Consider the following 19,507-nt stretch of genomic DNA (forward strand, 5'->3'; position numbering starts at 1 on the left):
ACTCCCTGACTGAAAATATTCTTATTTTGCAGATTTTGCACGGACCACGTCCAGCAGTACCGCCACGATCATGATGATGCCTTCCGCCACCTTCTGCATGTAGCCGCTGACGTTCATCAGGTCCATCCCGTTTGTCAGCACGCCGACTACCAGGATACCGCAGGTCATGCCGTAGATGCTTCCGATTCCGCCGTTCAGGCTGACACCGCCGATGACGCAGCCTGTGATTGCCTTCATCTCGTACGTCTCGCCGAGAGCAGCGTTTCCGGACGCCACACGCGCCGTCAGGATTACGCCTGCGATCGCCGCCATCACCCCCGCATACAGATACGTGAACAGTTTGACACGTTTTGCATTCACGCCCGATACTACTGCCGCCTGGGCATTTCCGCCGATCGCATAGATATGGCGTCCCAGACGCGTATACTTCATGATATACCAGGTAACCAACCCCAGAATGATCAGAATGATCACCGGAATCGGCACGATACCGATGCTCCCTCCGCCTACGTTAGTGAACTTCTCAGACAACCCGCTGATCGGTTTTCCGTTCGCGATGTACAGTGCGAGCCCCCTCAGCAGCGTCTGTGTGCCCAGCGTCGCGATGAACGCCGGCAGGCTGCAGTAAGCGATCAGAAACCCGTTGACAAAGCCGACGGCAAGTCCTACCGCGACCGCGATCAAAAGCGGCAGCCCTACTCCGCGCTCTGTCCCTGTGATTGCCATTGTCGACAGGATCGACGTCAAACCGATGACCGAACCCGGCGACAGGTCGAAATCCCCGCCGATCAGGGTGACCATCGCACCGTAGCCCACGATCGCATAGAACGTCACCTGGCGCACGATATTGATCAGGTTCCGGTATGTCAGGAACGTATCTGTCATAAATGTCAGCAGGATAACCATCAAAAGCAGGATCAGAAGCACCCCCGCCCTGCCGTATATGTACAGCGCTTTTTCTTTCATTGTTTTATCTTTCATGGAATCTTTCTCCTTTCCCCACACCCACGTTATTCTGTGATCCCGGATGCATACCGCATGATATTCTCCTGGGTCGCCTCGCTGCGCACCACTTCCCCGGTGATCCTTCCCTCGTACATGACCATGATCCGGTCACTCATGCCGATGACCTCCGGCAGCTCCGAGGAGATCAGGATGACCGCCACGCCCTGCTGTGCCAGACGGCTGATCATCTTATGGATCTCCGACTTGCTGCCCACGTCGATCCCGCGGGTAGGCTCATCCAGGATGATGATGTCCGGCTCCGTCATCAGCCAGCGGGCAATCAGCACCTTCTGCTGGTTTCCTCCGCTTAAATTCCCGATGATCTGGGATGCACCCGGTGTCTTTACCGCATATTTCTCGATCTGCTCCTGGCACAGCCTCTTCTCTTTGGAAATGCTGATCTTCCCAAAGCCGCTGACCGCCTGGTTATAATTACAGACCATGATGTTGTCCCCCACCGACAGCGGCAGGAAGCATCCGCTGCCCCTGCGGTCCTCCGTCAGGAACGCAATCTTATGTTTCATCGCCTCTTTCGGCGAATGCATCTGCACTTCTTTCCCGTCGATCCGGATGCTCCCGGATTCCATCTTCCGGATCCCGAACAGGGTCTCCATGACTTCCGTCCTGCCCGCACCCATCAGGCCGGCAAATCCCAGGATTTCACCCTTATGGACCTTGAAACTGATGTCATGCAGCAGGCCTTTGACGTCCATGCCTGTGACCTCCAGCTTTACATCCCCGATCTCGGCGTCCTCCTTCGGGAACATGTTGGTGATCTCGCGGCCCACCATCAGCTTTACCAGGTCTTCCTGTGTGATATCCTTCACATCATAGGTTCCCACATACGTGCCGTCCCGCATCACGGTGATCTCGTCGGAGATCTGGAACACCTCGTCCATCTTATGAGTGATGAAGATAAAGGCAATGCCCTTCTTCTTCAGGTTATTGACCAGCCGGAACAGATGCTGGCATTCCTTCTCGGTAATGGATGAGGTCGGCTCGTCCATGATAATCAGTTTTGAATGATAGGAGATCGCCTTGGCGATCTCGATCATCTGCATCTTCGCGGTCGACAGCGTCCCGACCAGCGCGTGCGGGTCAATGTCCGTCATCTCCAGCTCCTCAAACAGTTTCCGGGTATCCTCCGTGATCTTCTTGTGGTCGACCATCACGCCCCTGATCTTATATGGCTCCCTCCCGACAAAGATGTTCTCACAGACCTTCATGGTCCTGATCGGGTTGAGTTCCTGGAAGATCATCGTGATCCCGGCGTGCAGAACGTTCGTGATGGAGCTGGTGTCCAGGTCCTTTCCCTGCCATTTGATGCTCCCTTCCGTCTTCGTGTAGACGCCGGTCAGGATCTTCATCAGCGTCGATTTCCCGGCGCCGTTTTCTCCCATCAGGGCATGCACCGTGCCCTCTTTGATCGTCAGGGATACGTCATCCAGGGCGACTACGCCCGGAAAAACCTTCCGAATATGTTCCATCTGTAATAACGGTGTATTGCTCATGTGCCTTCCCCCTAAAGCTAACTTCCTGTTCTTCGTGTTCCGATAAAGAGGGAAGGGAGCAGGAACACTCCCTTCCTCATCTTGACTGATCATATCGTTGTTATGGCCTACTGTCCGGTGACAATCTCAAGGTATTCGTCTGCTTTTTCTGCTGTCACCAGCTCATACGGCACGTCCACGTACTCTTCCACTGTTTCCCCGTTCACCAGCTTGATTGCGGAGACAACCCCCTGATAGCCCTGTTCGTAGCCGTTCTGGAATACAGTCATGGACATATCACCGCTCTTAATCATGTTCAGCGCATCCTCTGTCGCGTCGATGCCGCAGACCAGAACACCCTCCACGCCATTCTCCTTGAGGACCTTGGCTGCACCAATCGCCATCTCATCATTGTTAGCGATCACTGCGGAGAGGTCAAGCCCTGAGTTCAGCCAGTTTTCCATCTTCTGCATTGCCTCGTCGCGCATCCAGCCGGCTTCCTGTTCGGATGCCACTTCAATCTTATCATTAACTGCCATCGCCTCTTTTGCACCCTCTGTCCTCTGTGTGGATGCCTGTACCGTCATCTCACCCATCAGGATACCGACTTTTCCGCCTTCCGGCAGGTTTTCCGCCACAAACTCACCCTGCAGCTGTCCGGAATACTTATGGTCAGATCCTACATACACGTCACAGCCCGCATTACTCTCAGAGTTGACAACGATGAATGGAATGCCCGCTTCCTCACATGCCTTTTTCATCGGCTCACACGCATCAGAATCAACCGGTTTTACGACGACTGCATCAGCACCCGCGTTGATGAAATTCTCCACCTGCTGCAGCTGTTTTGCCGTATCAAACTCTGCATCCTGAACCGTAACCTTGGCGCCGTTGTCTGCAGCTGCGGTCTCCACTCCCTTGACTACGTTAGCCATAAAGTCACTCAGGTAATCTCCGGAAAAACCGATTTCAATATCCCCCTCGGCTTCTCCAACATCTTCAGCGGAAGCCTCATCTGCCGCTGCTGATTCCGCTGACTTCTCCGACTTGCCGCCGCATCCTGCGAGTGTGCTCACCATCATTGTCCCAATCAGTAACCATGCCAGTCTCTTTTTCATGAAAAAAATCCTCCTTCACCTTTTCCTGTGGAAATTCATGTTTTTCTATAAAAACATCGCGTGATGCTTCTAACATATTTTTATAATGATCTTTTATTGCTGTTTGAATATTAATATAATTTTATATTTTTTTGTCATTTTTCTCAATTTTTTATCTCTGTTTTTATGATTTTTGTTGATTGTGTATCTCTGTAATTTATAATATAATAAGTTTATGTTGTTTTCACTAGCTAATGCTGCTCTTCAATATACATATATTGCTGCAAGGAGGATTCACAATGTCAATTGAAAAAATTCAGGAAGATGCCGTCATACCCGTGGAACCCGGAATACTCCAGAAAAAAGGCGGCGGGTTTCACTCGCCGTCACAGTTTGCCCGCCAGAACCTGTTCTGCGTATTGTGGGGAGATGAGTACGTCTGTGATGTACCGTACAAGGTCAGACGGAATTATCTGGATACCCTTGTCTTATTCCGTATTGTGGACGGAGGGATGTTTTTCGAATACCGTGAAAAATCCTTTACCGCCACTTCCGGCGATGTTGTATTTCTCGATGCACGGTTCCCGCATTATTACAGGGCACTCGGACCGCTCCGTCTTCAGACATACATGATTACCGGCAACTGTTCTCAGGCATATTTTGATATGCTTTACAGACAACACGGGGTCCACTTTTTAAACCGTGCCAAAACCTCTTTTTTATTTAATTATCTTCAGGATGAGATTTCCGGCGATTTTCCGAACGATCACAAGCTTTCTTTTCTCGTTCACAATATCTTAAGCGTTCTGACACTGCAGGAATCTTCCGCTGTGAGCGCCCCGGTCGCAAAAGCCCAGGAATACATGCTGAGCCATTATCATGAACCGATCAGTCTGTCGGACATTGCTGATCACGCCTCGCTAAGCCAGTATCATTTCTCCCGTGTGTTTAAGAATGAGACCGGCTGCGCTCCATATGAACATCTGACCGGCATCCGGATCCGCCACGCCAAACAGCTGCTGACAGAAACGAGGAGTACGATAGAAGTCATTGCGATACAATGTGGTTTCTCCAGCTCCTCACATTTTATCCGGACCTTTAAAAAAATCACAGGTACGACGCCCGCCATGTTTCGCAAGTTCTTTGACCCGGAAGGGTTTCAGCCATAAAAGCAAAAAAGCTGCTTATCCAGCCAACACTGTGCCTGCCGCCAGACACATAACATATGGTTAGATAAGCAGCTTTCCTGTTATAGTAATAAATGATTTTAAATATCAAGCGCAGCGTGATATCCCTGATAGACTGCCGTCGTGATTGTGGAGGGGCGCACACAGTCACCGATCTGCGCGATATAAGGCGCTGTTCCCAGAAGACTGTCCGCGACTTCCCTGCGCGCCCGCTGACCGGCTGCACAGATGACCGTTTTTCCCGGAACCAGTTCTTCTTTTCCTTCCGGATTCAGACAAATGACGCCCTCCCGGGTCACACGCAGCCCCCGGTATCCCGTACAGAGCCTTACATTTTTGTCTGCCAGTTCCGTCAGGAGAATCGGACGGTGTCTGATATTGGCATCCACGGCAACCTCATCCCGCATCTCCACGACAGTCACGCACTTTCCTTCCTGAGCCAGATGAATTGCCGCTTCACATCCTGCCAGTCCGCCTCCGAGCACGACAACTTCATCCTCCACCTGATCCTGCTTCAGATAATAGTCATTGACAACGACAACTTGACTGCCGTCCAGCCCTTCCACCGGAGGAATCAGCGGGGCGGAGCCCACCGCAATGATCAGCGCATCCACATTCTCCCGGTCCACGTACTCCCGGGTCACCTCCGTGTTAAGACGAATCTCAACTCCCGCGTCACGTGCCAGCTTCTCAAGGGTGACTCCCAGCTCGTACATCTCATGCTTAAACGGGATTGCCTCTTCCCCTTTTAGAATGCCTCCTGTCCGGTCTTCCTTCTCGCACAGAATGACTTCATGACCTCTCTGTGCGGCCGTCAGCGCCGCCTTCAGCCCGCCGGGTCCGCCTCCCGCCACCAGGACTTTTTTTCTGTTCGCTGCGGGCAGTACTTCCGTGCCGTCCAGCTCCCGCCCGATCAGCGGGTTGACCGTACACCGTCTCGTCGAGGTCACCGCACGTTCCGCCATACAGGTAAAACACCGCAGGCATTTTACAATGTCTTCATCCCTGTTAGCCATCACCTTACGCGGCAGCTCATGATCCGCGAGCAGGGCCCTCGCCATCTCCACCACGTCGGCTTTCCCGGACGCGATAATCTCTTCCATCATCGCCGGATCGTTCAGCCCCCCCAGCGTCGCGACAGGCACGCTCACATGCTTCTTGATCTCCTCCGCGAGATAGACGTTGCAGCCGTGCGGCCGGAACATCGACGGATGTGTCACTGAGAACCCCCGCTGGTATGTGCCGGCGGATATGTGCAGAAGCTCCACGCGGCTCTCCAGCTGTTTTGCGATCTCTACACCTTCCTCCAGGTCATAACCGCCCTCGAACAGCTCTGAGCCGCTCATCCTGAATTCGATCGGGAAGCCCGGTCCGACTGCCTTTCGCACGCTGTCGAGAACTTCTTTCGCAAACCGAACCCGGTTTTCGAGCGGACCGCCGTACTCATCGGTCCTGTGGTTGAAATACGGTGACAGGAACTGGTTGATCAGCCAGCCATGTCCTCCGTGTACCATCACCATCTCAAAGCCCGCCCGCTTTGCCAGCTCCGCACAGTGTCCGTAGGCGGCCGCGATGTCCGCAAGCTGTTCTTTCGTCAGTTCCTTCACTTCCAGGCCGTCCGGCCGTACGCCGGCGCTTGGACCATACTGCGCCAGTCCTCTCTTCCTGTCCTTGTCTGTCAGATACGTTCCCGCATACTGACCGGAATGCGACAGCTCCACGCTGGCGATTGCGCCATGTCTGCGGATGGCATCTGCTGTGTATGTAAATCCTGACAGAGAGCCCGGCGTCGCCAGATCCAGGTGAAAGGCATGGGAGCCGTCCGTCTCCGGGTGCACCATGCATTCGCTGACTGTAACCGCTCCGGCACCTCCTTTGGCTCTGAGTTCATAGAAACCTGTTGACCCTCTTCCGATACAGCAGTCCGCCGTGATGTCCGTGCCGCCCATCGGCGCGGAGAACATACGATTTCGGAACGTGACATTTCCCAGCCTGATGGGTTTACATAAATTCGGATATTTATAATTCATTGTTTTCCTCCTCGATATTCTGTGTTCTGATTCCAGCATAACAAAAAAAGGCGGCGCGGACTATCAATAATCCTCTGCCACCTTACAACGATTTGTTAGATACTGCTGAAACTCCCGGACATTGGGATACCGGGCGCTCTTTTTATTCCAGATCTGATAAATATCCCACGTGATCCGTTCCCGAAGCGGTATGACCCGCACTCCGTCCATCCGAAAATGTTCCGTGGAAAAATCGATCACCACACCGATGCCGACACCTCCCTTGCAGAGCTGATACAAAAAGCTGCTGTCCACCGTCTTTGCTGCAATATCCGGTTCGAACCCTTTCGCCCTGCAGACCCCCGCAAACGTGTGATAAATCTCAAACTGTTCGTTCAAGATAATGATGCGCTCGCCACGCAGTTCATCAATGCCGATCTCACTGCGCTCATACAGCGGATGTCCCCGGTAAACGATCAGCCGGATTGCACGGCTCGCCAGCTTCATCTCCTGCACCTCCGGCAGCCTGGTATGTCCGACTACGATCCCCACCTCCGCCTGCATCGACGCAATCTTCTCCTTGACGTCCTGGTTGGATTCCTCCACCCATTCCACCTCGATCCCGGAATGTCCCCGTATAAAATCCATCAAAAGCTCGAAAGAAAGCGCGTTCAGCACACCTCTCGCACACGCAAGCCGAAGCGTATTATCCTTGACCGTCAGCTGATAGATCCCGTGCCGGATTTCCTCATACTGCCGGATAATCTCTTCCGCCTTCTCATACAGAAAAACCGCGCTCTCCGTGGGGCGGACTCCTTTCTTGCTCCGTTCAAACAGAGTTGTCTTAAGCTCCTCCTCCAGCTTCAGGATGATCTTGCTCAGGCCCTGAGAGGAGATAAACAGTTTGCCCGCCGCACGGTTAATGCTCCTATCCTCATATACCACATGAAAATACTGCAAATCCTTAATATCCATCTGCTTATCTCTGACCCGTCTCTCTTTTAAACTTATCAACATATGCATCCTGAAGTTTCCTGAGGAGTCCAGACGCCCTTCCTCCGACAGCCCGTCCATCCAGCTTCGATACCCGGTTGCACAATGCGCCGGAGCTGCAGACGATGATTTCATCCGACTCACGCAGCTGTTGTAATGAGAACGCCTCCTCTCTCACCGGAATCAGCAGTCCTTTTGCCAGCTGCAGCAAATGTGCTCTGGTAATCCCCGGCAGTATCAGCCGGTCAAGCGGAGGCGCACACAGCACGCCGTCCTTCAGCATCAGAATACTGCTGCGCGAGCATTCCGTCACACGTTCCCCTCTGTGGAACACGGCCTCCTGGCATCCCGCTTCCTTTGCCCTCTGGGATGCGATCACATTCGGCAGCAGATTCAGCGTCTTGATGTGGCAGTGATAGAACCTGGTATCTTCCAGCGAGATGATCTGGAATTCCTGGTCAATCGGACACATCCTGGCAGGGCAGGCATATGCCAGGAGGCTTGCGTCTCCCCCCGTCTCCGGAAATGCATGCCCGCGCGGCGCGAGCCCGCGTGACGTCTGCCAGTACAGCATGCCCTCATCATCGTCCAGCTCACCGGCAAGCCCCGTCAGAATCTCTCTCAGCGCTTCCGCGCCGTACGGAAATTCGATCTCCAGAAGCCGGCAGCTTTCATAAAATCTCTCGATATGTTCATTCAGCGCAAAGGGGACACGGTTGGCGATCCTTACCGCGTCATAACATCCATCCCCGAAGTAAAGCGCTCTGTCGGTCATCGGCACTCTCAGTTCCCCTATTCTCCCTGTTTCGCCGTTGTAGTAGCCAATATCTTTCATCCGGCGTCCTCCTCTTTTGGTTTCCTTCCTCCATGATACTTGATCATCCAATAAATGTAAAGATTAGCCTTTACGCCTGCATCCGGAAAATGGTATAGTATAGATAAAAAATGATTGAGGTAAGTACATGGAAACCGAATTAAAATTTGCCATACTGATTGATGCAGACAACATATCTGATAAATACATTAAAATCATTCTGGAGGAAACCGCAAACAGCGGAGTCGCAACTTACAAAAGGATCTACGGAGACTGGACAAGTCCGCAGCTGGCGTCCTGGAAATCTGTGCTTCTGGACAATTCCATTATCCCGATGCAGCAGTACAGCTATACTTCCGGAAAGAACGCGACGGACTGCGCGATGATCATCGATGCGATGGATATTCTTTACTCGGGAACCGTAGACGGATTCTGCATCGCCTCCTCGGACAGTGATTTCACCCGGCTCGTAGCGCGGCTTCGGGAATCGGGCATGCAGGTCATCGGTATGGGCGAGAGCAAGACCCCGAAACCTTTTATCGCAGCATGCAACCAGTTTAAATACCTGGATCTCCTCTTCTCCAATCAGCAGAAAAAGGAAAAGAAAGCTGCGGCCGAGCGTCCCCTGATAAAGGAAATCAGGTCCTCGGTGAAAGAAAAGAGCCGAGCCAGCAAAAAAGAATCCGCAGCACCGCCGCCGGAAGACATACAGCCGCAGTCCGATCTGGACGTTATCAAACTGACGATTGCCGCGATCGTAGAGAAATTCTCCGACGAGGACGGTTGGATCTTCTCAGGAAAACTGGGTGACCAGCTGTCAAAGCGTCTTCCTGATTTCGACGTCCGTAACTTTGGCTACGCCAAACTGACACCTTTCGTGAAGTCGCTCGGCGATTATGAGATCAACCGGATCTCCAATGGCAGCCACCAGCAGCAGATATACTTCAAAGCAAAATAAGTACCCTTTCCCCCTTTTTCTCATAGGATAAAGAAAAAGGGGTTTTATATGCCTTATCAATCTTTTGTACCCGTTACCGGCATTATACGGGAAATCACACCAATGACAGGAGAATGCTGCAACCGCATGATATCCATCATGTCTTCCGGCGGCATTACCAACTTTGTCGTAGCGCCGGAAACCTTCGTAGTGGGCTGCACGAGACTCCGGCCCGGAATGCGTGTTGCCGCCTTTTATGACAGCGATCTGCCCGTTCCTCTGATCTTTCCCCCGCAGTACCGCGCTGAGATGATCACCGTACTCAGGCCGAATGAAAATGTCAAACTGGACTACTTCGGCAAAGACCTGACCTCATCCGACGGAACACTGAGCCTGAATATCAGCCGTTCGACTAATGTGACCACGGTAAACGGTCAGCGTTTTGACTGCTCTCCCGGCGGCCACATTCTGCTCGTATATTACTTCAACACCACCAGAAGTATCCCTGCCCAGACAACGCCGGAAAAGATTATTGTATTTTGTTAAAATAGTGATATACTTTTAATATCCCCAGGTTCCGAAAGGAGTGCGGTTCCGCCCGTATAGCCGGTGTCCGGTCTCACATCGATTATCCCGTGAACACACGGCTGCCGGGGGTGATTTTTATCAGAACGCTACTCACCATCAGAACAGGAGGGTTAACAGATGGATATGAATAAAAAGGAGCAGTTATTAAAGCTCATCGAGAAAGATTGTACGCTTGGCTGCAGAGATCTGGCGGTCATGCTTGACGAACCCGAACAGGAGGTACGGACCACAGTGGAAAGGCTGGAAAAAGAGCATGTGATCTGCGGATACCGCGCCCTGATCAACTGGGACAAGGTGCGTGAAGACGACGTGGAGGCGCTCGTTGAACTGCGCGTAACCCCTCACGGCGGAGATGGATACCAGCGGCTGGCAGACGAGATCAAGGGATACCCCCAGGTCGAGACCCTGTACCTGATGTCCGGTTCCTACGACTTTCTGGTCATGGTGAAGGGACGGAATTTAAAAGAAATTTCCATGTTTGTCAACTCAAAGCTCGCATCAATCGAAGAAGTACAGAGTACGACCACACATTTTACGCTGACCAAATATAAAGAACTGGGTGTTGACCTGGAAGCGGGGAAACCAGATCAGAGGATGGTGGTGACACCATGAGAGAACTGTTGTCCAAACGTGTCGTTGCCCTTGCCCCTTCCGGAATCCGTAAGTTTTTCGATATCGTTTCCGATATTCCGGATGCAATTTCACTGGGCGTGGGAGAACCTGATTTTGACACTCCCTGGCATATCCGCGAGGAGGGAATCCGCACACTGAAAGACGGTAAGACCTTTTATTCGTCAAATGCCGGAACACCAAAGCTCCGCCGCGCGATCAGCGATTATCTGAAACGAAGCCTTCAGAATACTTACGACTGGCAGCATGAGATCCTAGTGACAGTAGGCGGAAGTGAAGCGATTGATCTTGCACTGCGCACCATCCTGAACGATGGTGACGAGGTCATCTGTCCCGAACCGTGCTTCGTATCCTACATACCGTGCATCATCATGGCAAACGGCGTGCCTGTGAGAATTCCTCTCCGCGAGGAAAATGAATTTCGTCTGACCAGGGGAGAACTTGAGGCCGCCGTCACACCGAAGACCAAGGCGCTGCTGATCTCATTTCCCAATAACCCGACGGGAGCTGTTATGAGCAGAGGTGATCTGGAAGCTGTCGCAGAGGTGGCCAGAGAGCATAATCTGATCGTGATATCCGATGAGATCTACAGTGAACTGACCTATGGTGAGCCCCACACGAGCATCGCGTCACTCCCGGGTATGCGCGACCGCACCATTGTGATCAACGGTTTTTCGAAGGCGTATGCGATGACAGGATGGCGTCTCGGATATGCCGCCGCCCATCATGAGATCATGGAACAGATGCTCAAGCTCCACCAGTTTGCCATCATGTGCGCACCGACGGTCAGCCAGTACGCTGCTGTGGAAGCGCTCACTAACGGGGATCAGGATGTTGCAGAAATGCGTATCTCCTATAACCAGCGTAGGAACTATCTGCACCATGAGCTGCAGCGGCTGAATCTTCCCTGTTTTAAGCCACAGGGAGCGTTCTATATGTTCCCCAGTATCCGGGAATTCGGGATGACGAGCGAAGAATTTGCACTGAAGCTGCTGGAATCAGAAAAACTTGCGGTTATCCCCGGCAGCGCATTCGGTGAGAGCGGCGAAGGTTATCTTCGGCTTTCCTATGCATATTCTATCCAGGAATTAAAAGAAGCCGTGAGCCGCCTGGAAAATTTTATCACGAGACTTCGCGGCTGACTTGAACGACGATATAAAACAGATTGTGTTTTGGCGTGAGACCCGCTGATCATTCAGCCGGATTCACGCCTTCTTTGGGAATAATGGCAACTATCGAAAAAATGCCGCCCTGGTGGGATATCTTCAGATTCCCTCCGTATTTTTCTACAATATCACGGACCTTTCCGATTCCCAGCCCGTGCTGCCTGCGGTCACGCTTCGTTGTGCGGTACTCCCCATGGCAGAATGTGATTTCATTTACATAAGGATTCTCCAGCTGAAAACTGAAATATCCCCCGCTTATCCGGGCACGCAGCTCTATCCTGCGCTCCTGGGCTTCACGGATCTGCATGCAGGCTTCCATCGCATTGTCCAGCGTGTTGGCAAACAGAGAACAGACATCCACTTCATCCATCCAGAGTTCCTCCCCCAGGTCGATATTGAAAAACAGATCGATTCCCAGTTCTTCCGCCCGCTGATACTTGCTTGCAAGTACCGCATTGACCAGGCTGTTTTTACAGAAAGAACGGTTCGTCCCCGCGGCCGCTGCAGACAGCTTTGCAAAATATGCCCGGGCTTTCTCCGTCTCCTTTTGTTCCAGCAGGGCGTCCACTGCGGCGAGATGGTTATTCATATCGTGGCGCAGCCTCCGGATCTCCTTCTGGTTATGTTCCAGCTCCCGGTAATATTCCTGTTCCTGGTGCAGGTTTTCGTTCTCCAGCAGGACCTTTGTGTTTTCTATCATATAGGTGATAAGGTATAAAATTCCCAGATTGGATATAAAGCTGATGACCGTGATACCTATACTGAAGGCTACCTGCGCTTCCGTGGTTATGATAATGACGTATCCTGTGACAAACAGCGGCATCAGTGACACGACGTCCAGCATCGCCCACATCTGTATGGTCAGATAGTTTCCTGCCCTTCGGATTTTGCCAAAAAACGTTTGATAGATACCGAGCCATGCCAGCAGACAAAGCAGCGCATGCAGACAAAGTTCCAGATACCAGCGGGGGGATGGATACCTGTTATACTCAATACTGATCACATACGGAACCAGAAAATTGACCGCCACCACCAGCGGATAGAGAATCAGGACGGCGGACAGCTTTTTAATCAGTCTTCCCCTGTACCCCGCCATCACCACGATCAGATACCAGATACCCGCGTACGTAATATTTACAATATCACCATTGAAAATGACAATACTCGAAACAGGAATCAGGGATAAGGCAATCAGTATTTTTGCCCACAGCTGATTTCTGGTCTCTGCAAATGCCCCCGTCATGCGCATGAATACGACAGCAGTCCCCAACATCAGCAGAAACTGAACCAGCCGGGCGGCTGTTCCTATTGCTTCCATTTCGTATTATCCCCCCTATTTTAACATTCTCTTTGCAAATGCGATCAGGAACTCCTGTCTGTGTGCCCGGCTCACCGGAAGTATCTCTGTCCCAACCAGCGCGGAATTGTCTTTCGTCTCCATAACCTGATTCATATTGACCAGATATCTCTGGTGAATACGCTGGAAATAGTCCGGCAGTTCTTTCTGGAGCTCGTCCAGCTTCCCGTAGAACGTCTTCTTATCTGATTTTGTCACTGCCGTGATTCTGCGCCGGTCACTGTAGAAGTAGCAGACTTCCCGCAGGTTCTGCCGGTAGCTTCCGCTTCCCGTCGGGATCAGATAATATTCTGCCTCACGGCCGGCAATCTCTCTGAGGGCAGCGTCTGCCACTTCTCTGATCTTCTTCTCTTTATACGGCTTCAATATATAATGAAACGCATGTACTTCATATCCCTGGAACACGAAATCAGGATATGCCGTCACAAAGACCAGGACCGACTGCACACCCAGCTGCCGCAGCTGCCTGGCCGTCTCCATGCCGTTCATCCCGCTCATCTCAATGTCCAGAAAGATCAGATCAAAACTGTTTCTCAGGCAGGCAGTGCACAGTTCTTCTCCCGATGCAAATTCATAGAATTCATGCGCCTCCGCCTTCAGCTGCAGATGCAAAGTCAGGATCTCCCGCAGCACACTCCTCTGTCCTTTTTCATCATCACACACGGCAATCTGTATCACATCTTCACCTCTTTCTTCTGTCATGTTCCCCATTCTAACACATTCTTCCCCGGTTAAAAAGTACCGGAACCAAACGTTACAAATTTTGTGTCAAATATGACAAAATTGGAGGGGAACAGGGATGCGCCTGTGCCTTACAATAGAGTTGCAGCAAAGAAATCACATAACCTAATGGAGGTGTACGACTATGCTGAAAATACAGCATTTATACAAAACTTATCATACCGGAAATATGAACTACGAGGTTTTAAAAGATGTATCTTTCGAAGTGGAAAAGGGTGAATTTGTGGCTGTCATGGGCCCTTCCGGTTCCGGAAAGACGACTCTTCTGAACTGTATATCCTGTTATATCCCGTTTGATAAAGGAGAGATCCGGCTGGGAGATGAAAATCTTGCCTCCTTAAGCGAAAATGAACTGGCGCATATCCGTAATCAGAAGCTGGGATTTGTCTTTCAGGATTTTATGCTGCTGGACGGCCTGACAGTGCGTGACAATATCATGCTCCCTCGAATCATCAGCGGGCGGATCGACAGCAGCATGGAAAAAGAGGCAGACCGTCTCTGCGGCATCTTCGGCATTACGCATATCAGCGGCAAGTATCCCGCCGAAATATCCGGGGGTGAAAAACAGCGAACCGCAGTCGCCCGTGCTCTGATCAACCATCCTCTGGTCATGCTGGCAGATGAACCCACCGGGAATCTGGATTCCAAATCCAGCCAGGCTGTCATCAGCTCCTTTGAACAGGCACGCCATGAGCTGAATGCCACGATCTTTATGGTAACGCATGACAGCTACGCAGCCTCTTTCTGCGACCGCGTGATTATCTTGAAGGACGGCAGCATCTTCTGTATCGCCCAAAACGGCGGCAACAGAAGCAGCTTTCAGGATCAGCTTCTCGAAATTATCAAAGAAATGAGTGGTGATAATGTATGAAGACCTTAACACAGATCAATCAGGCACTGCGCCGCCATCACAAAAAGCATTACCGGCTTTTGTTTTTCTGCTGTTTTTTCTCAGTCCTTCTGATCACGGCGTACGTCACTATGATGCGCTCGCCGACAGTACTGACGATCCTGCCGGAAGGCGGAGATTCCCGCAAACAGGTCATGGCAGTTTTCATACTCGCCGCTGTCGGCTGCGGTGTCTTTGTAACTTATACGGCAGCACTGTTTTTCAAAGATAAGGCAAAGGATACGGGTATCTTTCTGGCACTCGGCGCCTCTGCCAGCCAGCTGCACCGGCAGCTTTTCAAGGAACTGATGCAGATCGCAGTCGGCGCCTGCCTTCTGGGTGCGGCTCTCGGCACTCCTCTGGCGTTCGGCATCTGGAAACTGTTCGGCACGCTGCTCGTCAACAGTCCTGAGATGGATTTTGTTTTTTCTGCTCAGGCCTACTTATTTGCCGGTGTGTTTTTGCTTTACGTGATTGCTGCACTGTTTTTTATGAGTATCCGCTTCATCCGTCAGACCAATATCATCGATATCGTCAATGCACAGCGCAGGAGCGAACCCGTTCACGATGTCCGTCCATGGTATGGCATTGTCGGAATCCTGCTGATGGCAGTCGGCGGCTTTGGCGGCTATATCCTCCCTTCTTTCTGCATTACCGTACTGCACTGGTACCCGCCCGCATGGATCAATATCGCCTATCTTCCGCTTTTTGCGGGACTGTATATGCTGCTGCTCTACACCGTGATACACGGCTGGAGACATGGAAAGAACCGTTATAAGGATATTATAACCCGGAGCATGATGAAATTTCAGGGCCGCCAGACGGTCAACAACATGCTCATCATCACAGTACTTCTTGCAGGCGCCTACTTTGCCTCATTTTATGCGCCGATGCTCACGACAGGAAGCCGGATGAGCATTGACAACCGTCCATATGATTATATGTTCCATTACCGTCAGGACCAGAATATGCTGACAGAAGCTGATATCCGCGATATGGCTGACATTTACAATGTCGATATCACAGATTACACACAGGTACAGACCACGAATATTGCCACCGACGGATATGAGCAGATTGAGCACTCCAACGGAACGTATGATCTGAAATACCTGGAAATAAACCGGGAGGGCAACTTTCTGTCTGAATCTGATTTCACAAAGATAACCGGCACTTCCATCGATGTGCCCAGGGGGAAATTGCGTGCGGTCCTTGCAAAAGACGGAAGCGGCAGCTATATGATCCCAAATGATATCACCAAGCTTACGAATCCGGTAACAGGTCTGCAGATGGATATCGCATTTGAAACATATGCGTATGACGATATGCTCGCCGCTAATTACTACGTGCTGGACGATGCGGACTATCAGAAGATTACCGAGGGTTCCACCCCGGAATGGAAGGAATACCTGACCGTCTTTAACGTAAAGGATGTGGACGCCTCCTATGCATTTGCAAGAAACCTCTACGAGGAGATCGTCCGTCGTTTTGGTCCGGAATGTGAAGTCGCCGATTCTTATGACCGCATCATCAGGCAGCGCGCCGAAGAAAACGGCGAGACATACGATATGGATAATTATAGCTTACATTATAAAGACCTCTACTCGTCTGAATTCAAAATCTACTGGAAATATACGCCGATGTTCAGGATCATGGATCTGAATGACTTTAACACAACATTTGCAGTCTTTCTGATGCTGTTTGTATTTATCTCCGTCATCTGCTTTGCCGCAGTATTTGTGATCGCTTATACCCGGTGCATGACTGTTGCATATATCAACCGGCAGGTCTATGACGATCTGAAACATCTGGGCGCTGACCAAAATTACCTGTACGCCTCTGTCAGGAGTCAGATTGGGAAGGTATTTAAGACGCCCGTGATTGTGGGAACTGTTCTAATGTATCTGCTGTATTTTATGATTATGTATTTTAACGACGACGGACTGACTCCAGGTGAACTCGCGGGTCTTCGAAACTGTGCCGTTTTTGTCATAATCATGACCCTGGTCATCTGGCTGTTCTACCGCTTCACTCTGAGGAGCGTACGAAAAATACTGGACCTTTAATTTTTGACATGAAAAAAGCGTTTCCTGTATTCAGCTTCTGCTGATACGGGAAACGCTCTTTTCATGCCCTCCGGTTCTGTTCATCATCATAGAGTACAATATCCTCCTCCAGGACCTGTTCAGAGATCCGCTTCAACAGCCCGGATACACAGAAAAGTGTCCAGAAGTCCATCAGGCCATCAGCGATCAGGGCAATTCCGATAAAAATCATCAGTGCCTTCATCGTCCCGAAAGGATTGAACAGCATGAAGATCCCCAGCACACCCGCCGCAATGCCGAGCAGCATGACCACCCACCAGTATTCATATCCCATGCGCATCAGGTTCGTCCCGTGCTGAATCTTCACAAAGCAGTCAACTATGACCAGGATTCCAAGCGCAATGGGCAAAATGCCAAGCAGCAGCTCAGGCCTGATCAGAAAGAACACCCCGCAGGCCGCCTCCATCAGACCCCGCGCAAAATCCATCTGGAAGATATAATCATCGATCGCCTTCCGGAAGTAAATCACAATATGTATCACGCCCATCACACCGAATAGAATGGCAATCATGTAACAAATGATCTTTCCGGAAGACACCGGAAAAAACAGGAATAATATTCCTACAACAATGCACATCAATGCCATTATCATGTAATCCCGTTTAAATTCCTTTACAAATCTTTTCAACTCAGTTCCCCCCTGCCCTCGATAGCCAGTGTGTCAGTAGATTTTCACTTATCTTATATAATAACACGATCTTCTCCGAATTTTAACCGTAATCTTTCTGTTTTTTGACTTTTGTCGGAGGCATCCCCCCATTCACCGGAAAGATTGCATCCCAACCCGCATATATATAGAGAAACCTGATAAAAGGGAGCATTCTATGAAAACACGGGGATACGGTGCCCTTCTGGCATTTACCTTCTGCCTGATATCAGCACTGTCCGTCTTATACTGGAGCAACATCAAGGGGCAGTTGACAGTCTCCGGAGGCGCATCCGGCAGCAGTGAGCTCCCGATCAAATGTGTCCAGACAGACAGCCCTCAGATCGCCCTGACCTTCGATACCGCATCGGGCAATGAAGACACTGCCCGGATTCTGGAAATCCTCAGATCCAACGATGTCACCGCCACTTTTTTTGTGACCGGAGGCTGGGTCGACGCCTACCCGGAAGATATAAAAGCAATTCAGGCAGCAGGTCATGATCTGGGAAATCACAGCGCCACGCATTCTGATATGAACGGTCTCGACGCCAAAAAGCAGACAGAAGAACTGCTCACTGTTCATCAAAAAGTAAAAGAACTGACCGGCGCGGATATGACGCTGTTTCGTCCTCCGTTCGGTGATTATAATGATCTGGTCATTCAAACCGCCAGAGAGAACGGATACTTCACGATTCTATGGGACATCGACAGCATGGACTGGAAAGATTACGGCACAGATTCCATCATTGATGCCGTCTATAATCACAGGCGCCTGGGGAACGGATCTATCATCCTCTGTCACAACGGCGCCAAGTACACGGCGGAAGCGCTCGATCCGCTCATTAAACTCCTGAAAGAAAAAGGGTTCGAGTTTGTTCCTGTTTCCAGGCTGATTTATCGGGAGAACTTTCATATGGATCAGGACTGCAGACAGATTCCGGACTGAAATATCAAAAGACCGTTCTGCAGAGCACAGCTCTTACAGATCGGTCTTTTGGCGCTGATTTCCTATACAACATGAAGAACTGTTTTAACCTGCGCACCGTTCATGGAACTCATCGAATCATCCATGGAGTACGTACTGATATTAATATACAGGTCATAGTCCCCCGCATCCGGCAGGTTGGAAACCGCAAATTCGGTGATCGCCGTTCCCGGCCTGATCAAATCTGATTCATATAAGATATCGGATGCCCCGGCAACCTCCAGTGTATATTTGAAATAGCAGGGATTGTCTTCCGGATTTACCAGTGACATGTTAAAGTTTTCCGCATTTTCAGATATTGTCAGCTCTTTGTATCCCGGAATTTTGATTCCCGGCTCTCCCCCGGACCTGTCCTCCAGATTTTGCGTCCAGGCAGACGCATCATCTGCAATCACCAGTCCCCTGTCGGCGATGCCGCTGTCCCCGGTATGTTTATATTGCCGGAAAAACCAGATGCCGCAGATCACAGCGAGAACCGCCAGAATCATAACTGATACCGTAACCCATTTGTTTCCCGTTACTCTGTTTTTCATATCCTGTCATCTTCCTTTTTCACATCTGTTTATTCTGCGATACACCATCATACAGATACCGGCTCCGGCTGACAGGCACACCGCCGTCAGGAAGAATACCGCGGATGTGTCTCCCGTTTTGACATTCTTCACCTTATCGCTTCCGGATACCGTTCGCACACTGCCGCCCGGGGACCTGACCGATGAGGAAGACTGTTTTTTATCGGTTGGTGTGTCCTTTGGTTCCTCTATTTTCAGATACAGATCGGTCCGGGATGCATTCACCTTCACCGGAATGGATGCCATCAGCAAAGCCGTAACCAGAAACAGGAGTTTCTTTCTTCCCGCTTTCATGA

General features: G+C 50.9%; 19 protein-coding genes. 8 read left to right on the forward strand and 11 right to left on the reverse strand.

Going from position 1 to position 19,507, the window contains the following annotated elements; all coding sequences use genetic code 11:
• Positions 1-21: 21 nt before the first annotated feature.
• The 3 genes from NQ502_RS06340 to NQ502_RS06350 all read right to left on the reverse strand — a co-directional run bounded on the left by NQ502_RS06340 (position 22) and on the right by NQ502_RS06350 (position 3,613).
• A complete protein-coding gene (locus NQ502_RS06340) occupies positions 22-981 on the reverse strand; it encodes an ABC transporter permease (protein ID WP_028530433.1) in 960 nt (319 codons plus the stop codon).
• Positions 982-1,010: 29 nt separating this feature from the next.
• Positions 1,011-2,516, reverse strand: a complete 1,506-nt coding sequence (locus tag NQ502_RS06345; RefSeq protein WP_028530432.1) for a sugar ABC transporter ATP-binding protein — start codon at positions 2,514-2,516, stop codon at positions 1,011-1,013.
• 107 nt (positions 2,517-2,623) lie between these two features.
• Entirely contained in the window at positions 2,624-3,613 is a 990-nt protein-coding gene (locus NQ502_RS06350; protein ID WP_049898554.1) for a substrate-binding domain-containing protein, read from the reverse strand.
• A 278-nt stretch (positions 3,614-3,891) separates the two neighbouring features.
• Here NQ502_RS06350 and NQ502_RS06355 point away from each other — a divergent pair, with 278 nt between their 5' ends.
• Positions 3,892-4,761, forward strand: a complete 870-nt coding sequence (locus NQ502_RS06355; protein WP_049898552.1) for an AraC family transcriptional regulator — start codon at positions 3,892-3,894, stop codon at positions 4,759-4,761.
• Positions 4,762-4,859: 98 nt separating this feature from the next.
• Here the strand turns inward: NQ502_RS06355 and NQ502_RS06360 are convergent, their stop codons facing one another.
• The 3 genes from NQ502_RS06360 to NQ502_RS06370 form a co-directional block, all read right to left on the reverse strand.
• Positions 4,860-6,809, reverse strand: coding sequence for an oxidoreductase (locus NQ502_RS06360; RefSeq protein WP_028530430.1), 1,950 nt, complete (start codon positions 6,807-6,809; stop codon positions 4,860-4,862).
• Positions 6,810-6,872: 63 nt separating this feature from the next.
• Positions 6,873-7,805, reverse strand: a complete 933-nt coding sequence (locus tag NQ502_RS06365; protein WP_242830317.1) for a LysR family transcriptional regulator — start codon at positions 7,803-7,805, stop codon at positions 6,873-6,875.
• Positions 7,768-8,616 carry an aminotransferase class IV gene (locus NQ502_RS06370; RefSeq protein WP_028530428.1) on the reverse strand — a complete coding sequence of 283 codons (849 nt, stop codon included), beginning with the start codon at positions 8,614-8,616 and terminating at the stop codon, positions 7,768-7,770. The genes NQ502_RS06365 and NQ502_RS06370 overlap by 38 nt, the downstream gene beginning before the upstream one ends.
• A 127-nt stretch (positions 8,617-8,743) precedes the next feature.
• Between NQ502_RS06370 and NQ502_RS06375 the strand changes: the two genes are divergently transcribed.
• The 4 genes from NQ502_RS06375 (at position 8,744) to NQ502_RS06390 (ending at position 11,892) form a co-directional block, all read left to right on the forward strand.
• Entirely contained in the window at positions 8,744-9,553 is an 810-nt protein-coding gene (locus NQ502_RS06375; protein WP_028530427.1) for an NYN domain-containing protein, read from the forward strand.
• A 48-nt stretch (positions 9,554-9,601) separates the two neighbouring features.
• Positions 9,602-10,078 (forward strand): hypothetical protein, encoded by a 477-nt coding sequence (locus tag NQ502_RS06380; RefSeq protein ID WP_028530426.1) that lies wholly within the window; start codon positions 9,602-9,604, stop codon positions 10,076-10,078.
• Between the two features lie 159 nt (positions 10,079-10,237).
• On the forward strand, positions 10,238-10,732 hold the full coding sequence (locus NQ502_RS06385; RefSeq protein ID WP_028530425.1) for an Lrp/AsnC family transcriptional regulator: 495 nt from the start codon (positions 10,238-10,240) through the stop codon (positions 10,730-10,732).
• Positions 10,729-11,892, forward strand: coding sequence for a pyridoxal phosphate-dependent aminotransferase (locus NQ502_RS06390; RefSeq protein ID WP_028530424.1), 1,164 nt, complete (start codon positions 10,729-10,731; stop codon positions 11,890-11,892). Before NQ502_RS06385 ends, NQ502_RS06390 begins: the two co-directional genes overlap by 4 nt.
• A 49-nt stretch (positions 11,893-11,941) precedes the next feature.
• On the opposite strand, the gene NQ502_RS06395 is transcribed toward NQ502_RS06390, so the two are convergent.
• Together NQ502_RS06395 and NQ502_RS06400 are read right to left on the reverse strand one after the other, a co-directional pair.
• Positions 11,942-13,234 (reverse strand): sensor histidine kinase, encoded by a 1,293-nt coding sequence (locus NQ502_RS06395; RefSeq protein WP_028530423.1) that lies wholly within the window; start codon positions 13,232-13,234, stop codon positions 11,942-11,944.
• Between the two features lie 15 nt (positions 13,235-13,249).
• Complete coding sequence (locus NQ502_RS06400; protein ID WP_242830316.1) at positions 13,250-13,975, reverse strand: LytR/AlgR family response regulator transcription factor; 726 nt, start codon at positions 13,973-13,975, stop codon at positions 13,250-13,252.
• 163 nt (positions 13,976-14,138) lie between these two features.
• On the opposite strand from NQ502_RS06400, the gene NQ502_RS06405 reads away from it, so the two are divergent.
• Both NQ502_RS06405 and NQ502_RS06410 read left to right on the forward strand, forming a co-directional pair.
• Positions 14,139-14,885, forward strand: coding sequence for an ABC transporter ATP-binding protein (locus NQ502_RS06405; RefSeq protein WP_028530421.1), 747 nt, complete (start codon positions 14,139-14,141; stop codon positions 14,883-14,885).
• Entirely contained in the window at positions 14,882-16,969 is a 2,088-nt protein-coding gene (locus NQ502_RS06410; RefSeq protein ID WP_028530420.1) for an FtsX-like permease family protein, read from the forward strand. Before NQ502_RS06405 ends, NQ502_RS06410 begins: the two co-directional genes overlap by 4 nt.
• A gap of 61 nt (positions 16,970-17,030) precedes the next feature.
• Here NQ502_RS06410 and NQ502_RS06415 read toward each other — a convergent pair whose 3' ends face one another.
• On the reverse strand, positions 17,031-17,636 hold the full coding sequence (locus tag NQ502_RS06415) for an HdeD family acid-resistance protein (RefSeq protein ID WP_028530419.1): 606 nt from the start codon (positions 17,634-17,636) through the stop codon (positions 17,031-17,033).
• Positions 17,637-17,832: 196 nt separating this feature from the next.
• Between NQ502_RS06415 and NQ502_RS06420 the strand changes: the two genes are divergently transcribed.
• Positions 17,833-18,600, forward strand: coding sequence for a polysaccharide deacetylase family protein (locus tag NQ502_RS06420; protein ID WP_044983689.1), 768 nt, complete (start codon positions 17,833-17,835; stop codon positions 18,598-18,600).
• A 62-nt stretch (positions 18,601-18,662) separates the two neighbouring features.
• On the opposite strand, the gene NQ502_RS06425 is transcribed toward NQ502_RS06420, so the two are convergent.
• Together NQ502_RS06425 and NQ502_RS06430 are read right to left on the reverse strand one after the other, a co-directional pair.
• On the reverse strand, positions 18,663-19,172 hold the full coding sequence (locus tag NQ502_RS06425) for a hypothetical protein (RefSeq protein ID WP_028530417.1): 510 nt from the start codon (positions 19,170-19,172) through the stop codon (positions 18,663-18,665).
• Positions 19,173-19,178: 6 nt separating this feature from the next.
• Positions 19,179-19,505: a hypothetical protein gene (locus NQ502_RS06430; RefSeq protein WP_028530416.1), complete on the reverse strand. Its 327-nt coding sequence runs from the start codon at positions 19,503-19,505 to the stop codon at positions 19,179-19,181.
• Positions 19,506-19,507: the final 2 nt, after the last annotated feature.

Source organism: Ruminococcus gauvreauii (assembly GCF_025151995.1).
Lineage (GTDB): Bacteria > Bacillota > Clostridia > Lachnospirales > Lachnospiraceae > Ruminococcus_G > Ruminococcus_G gauvreauii.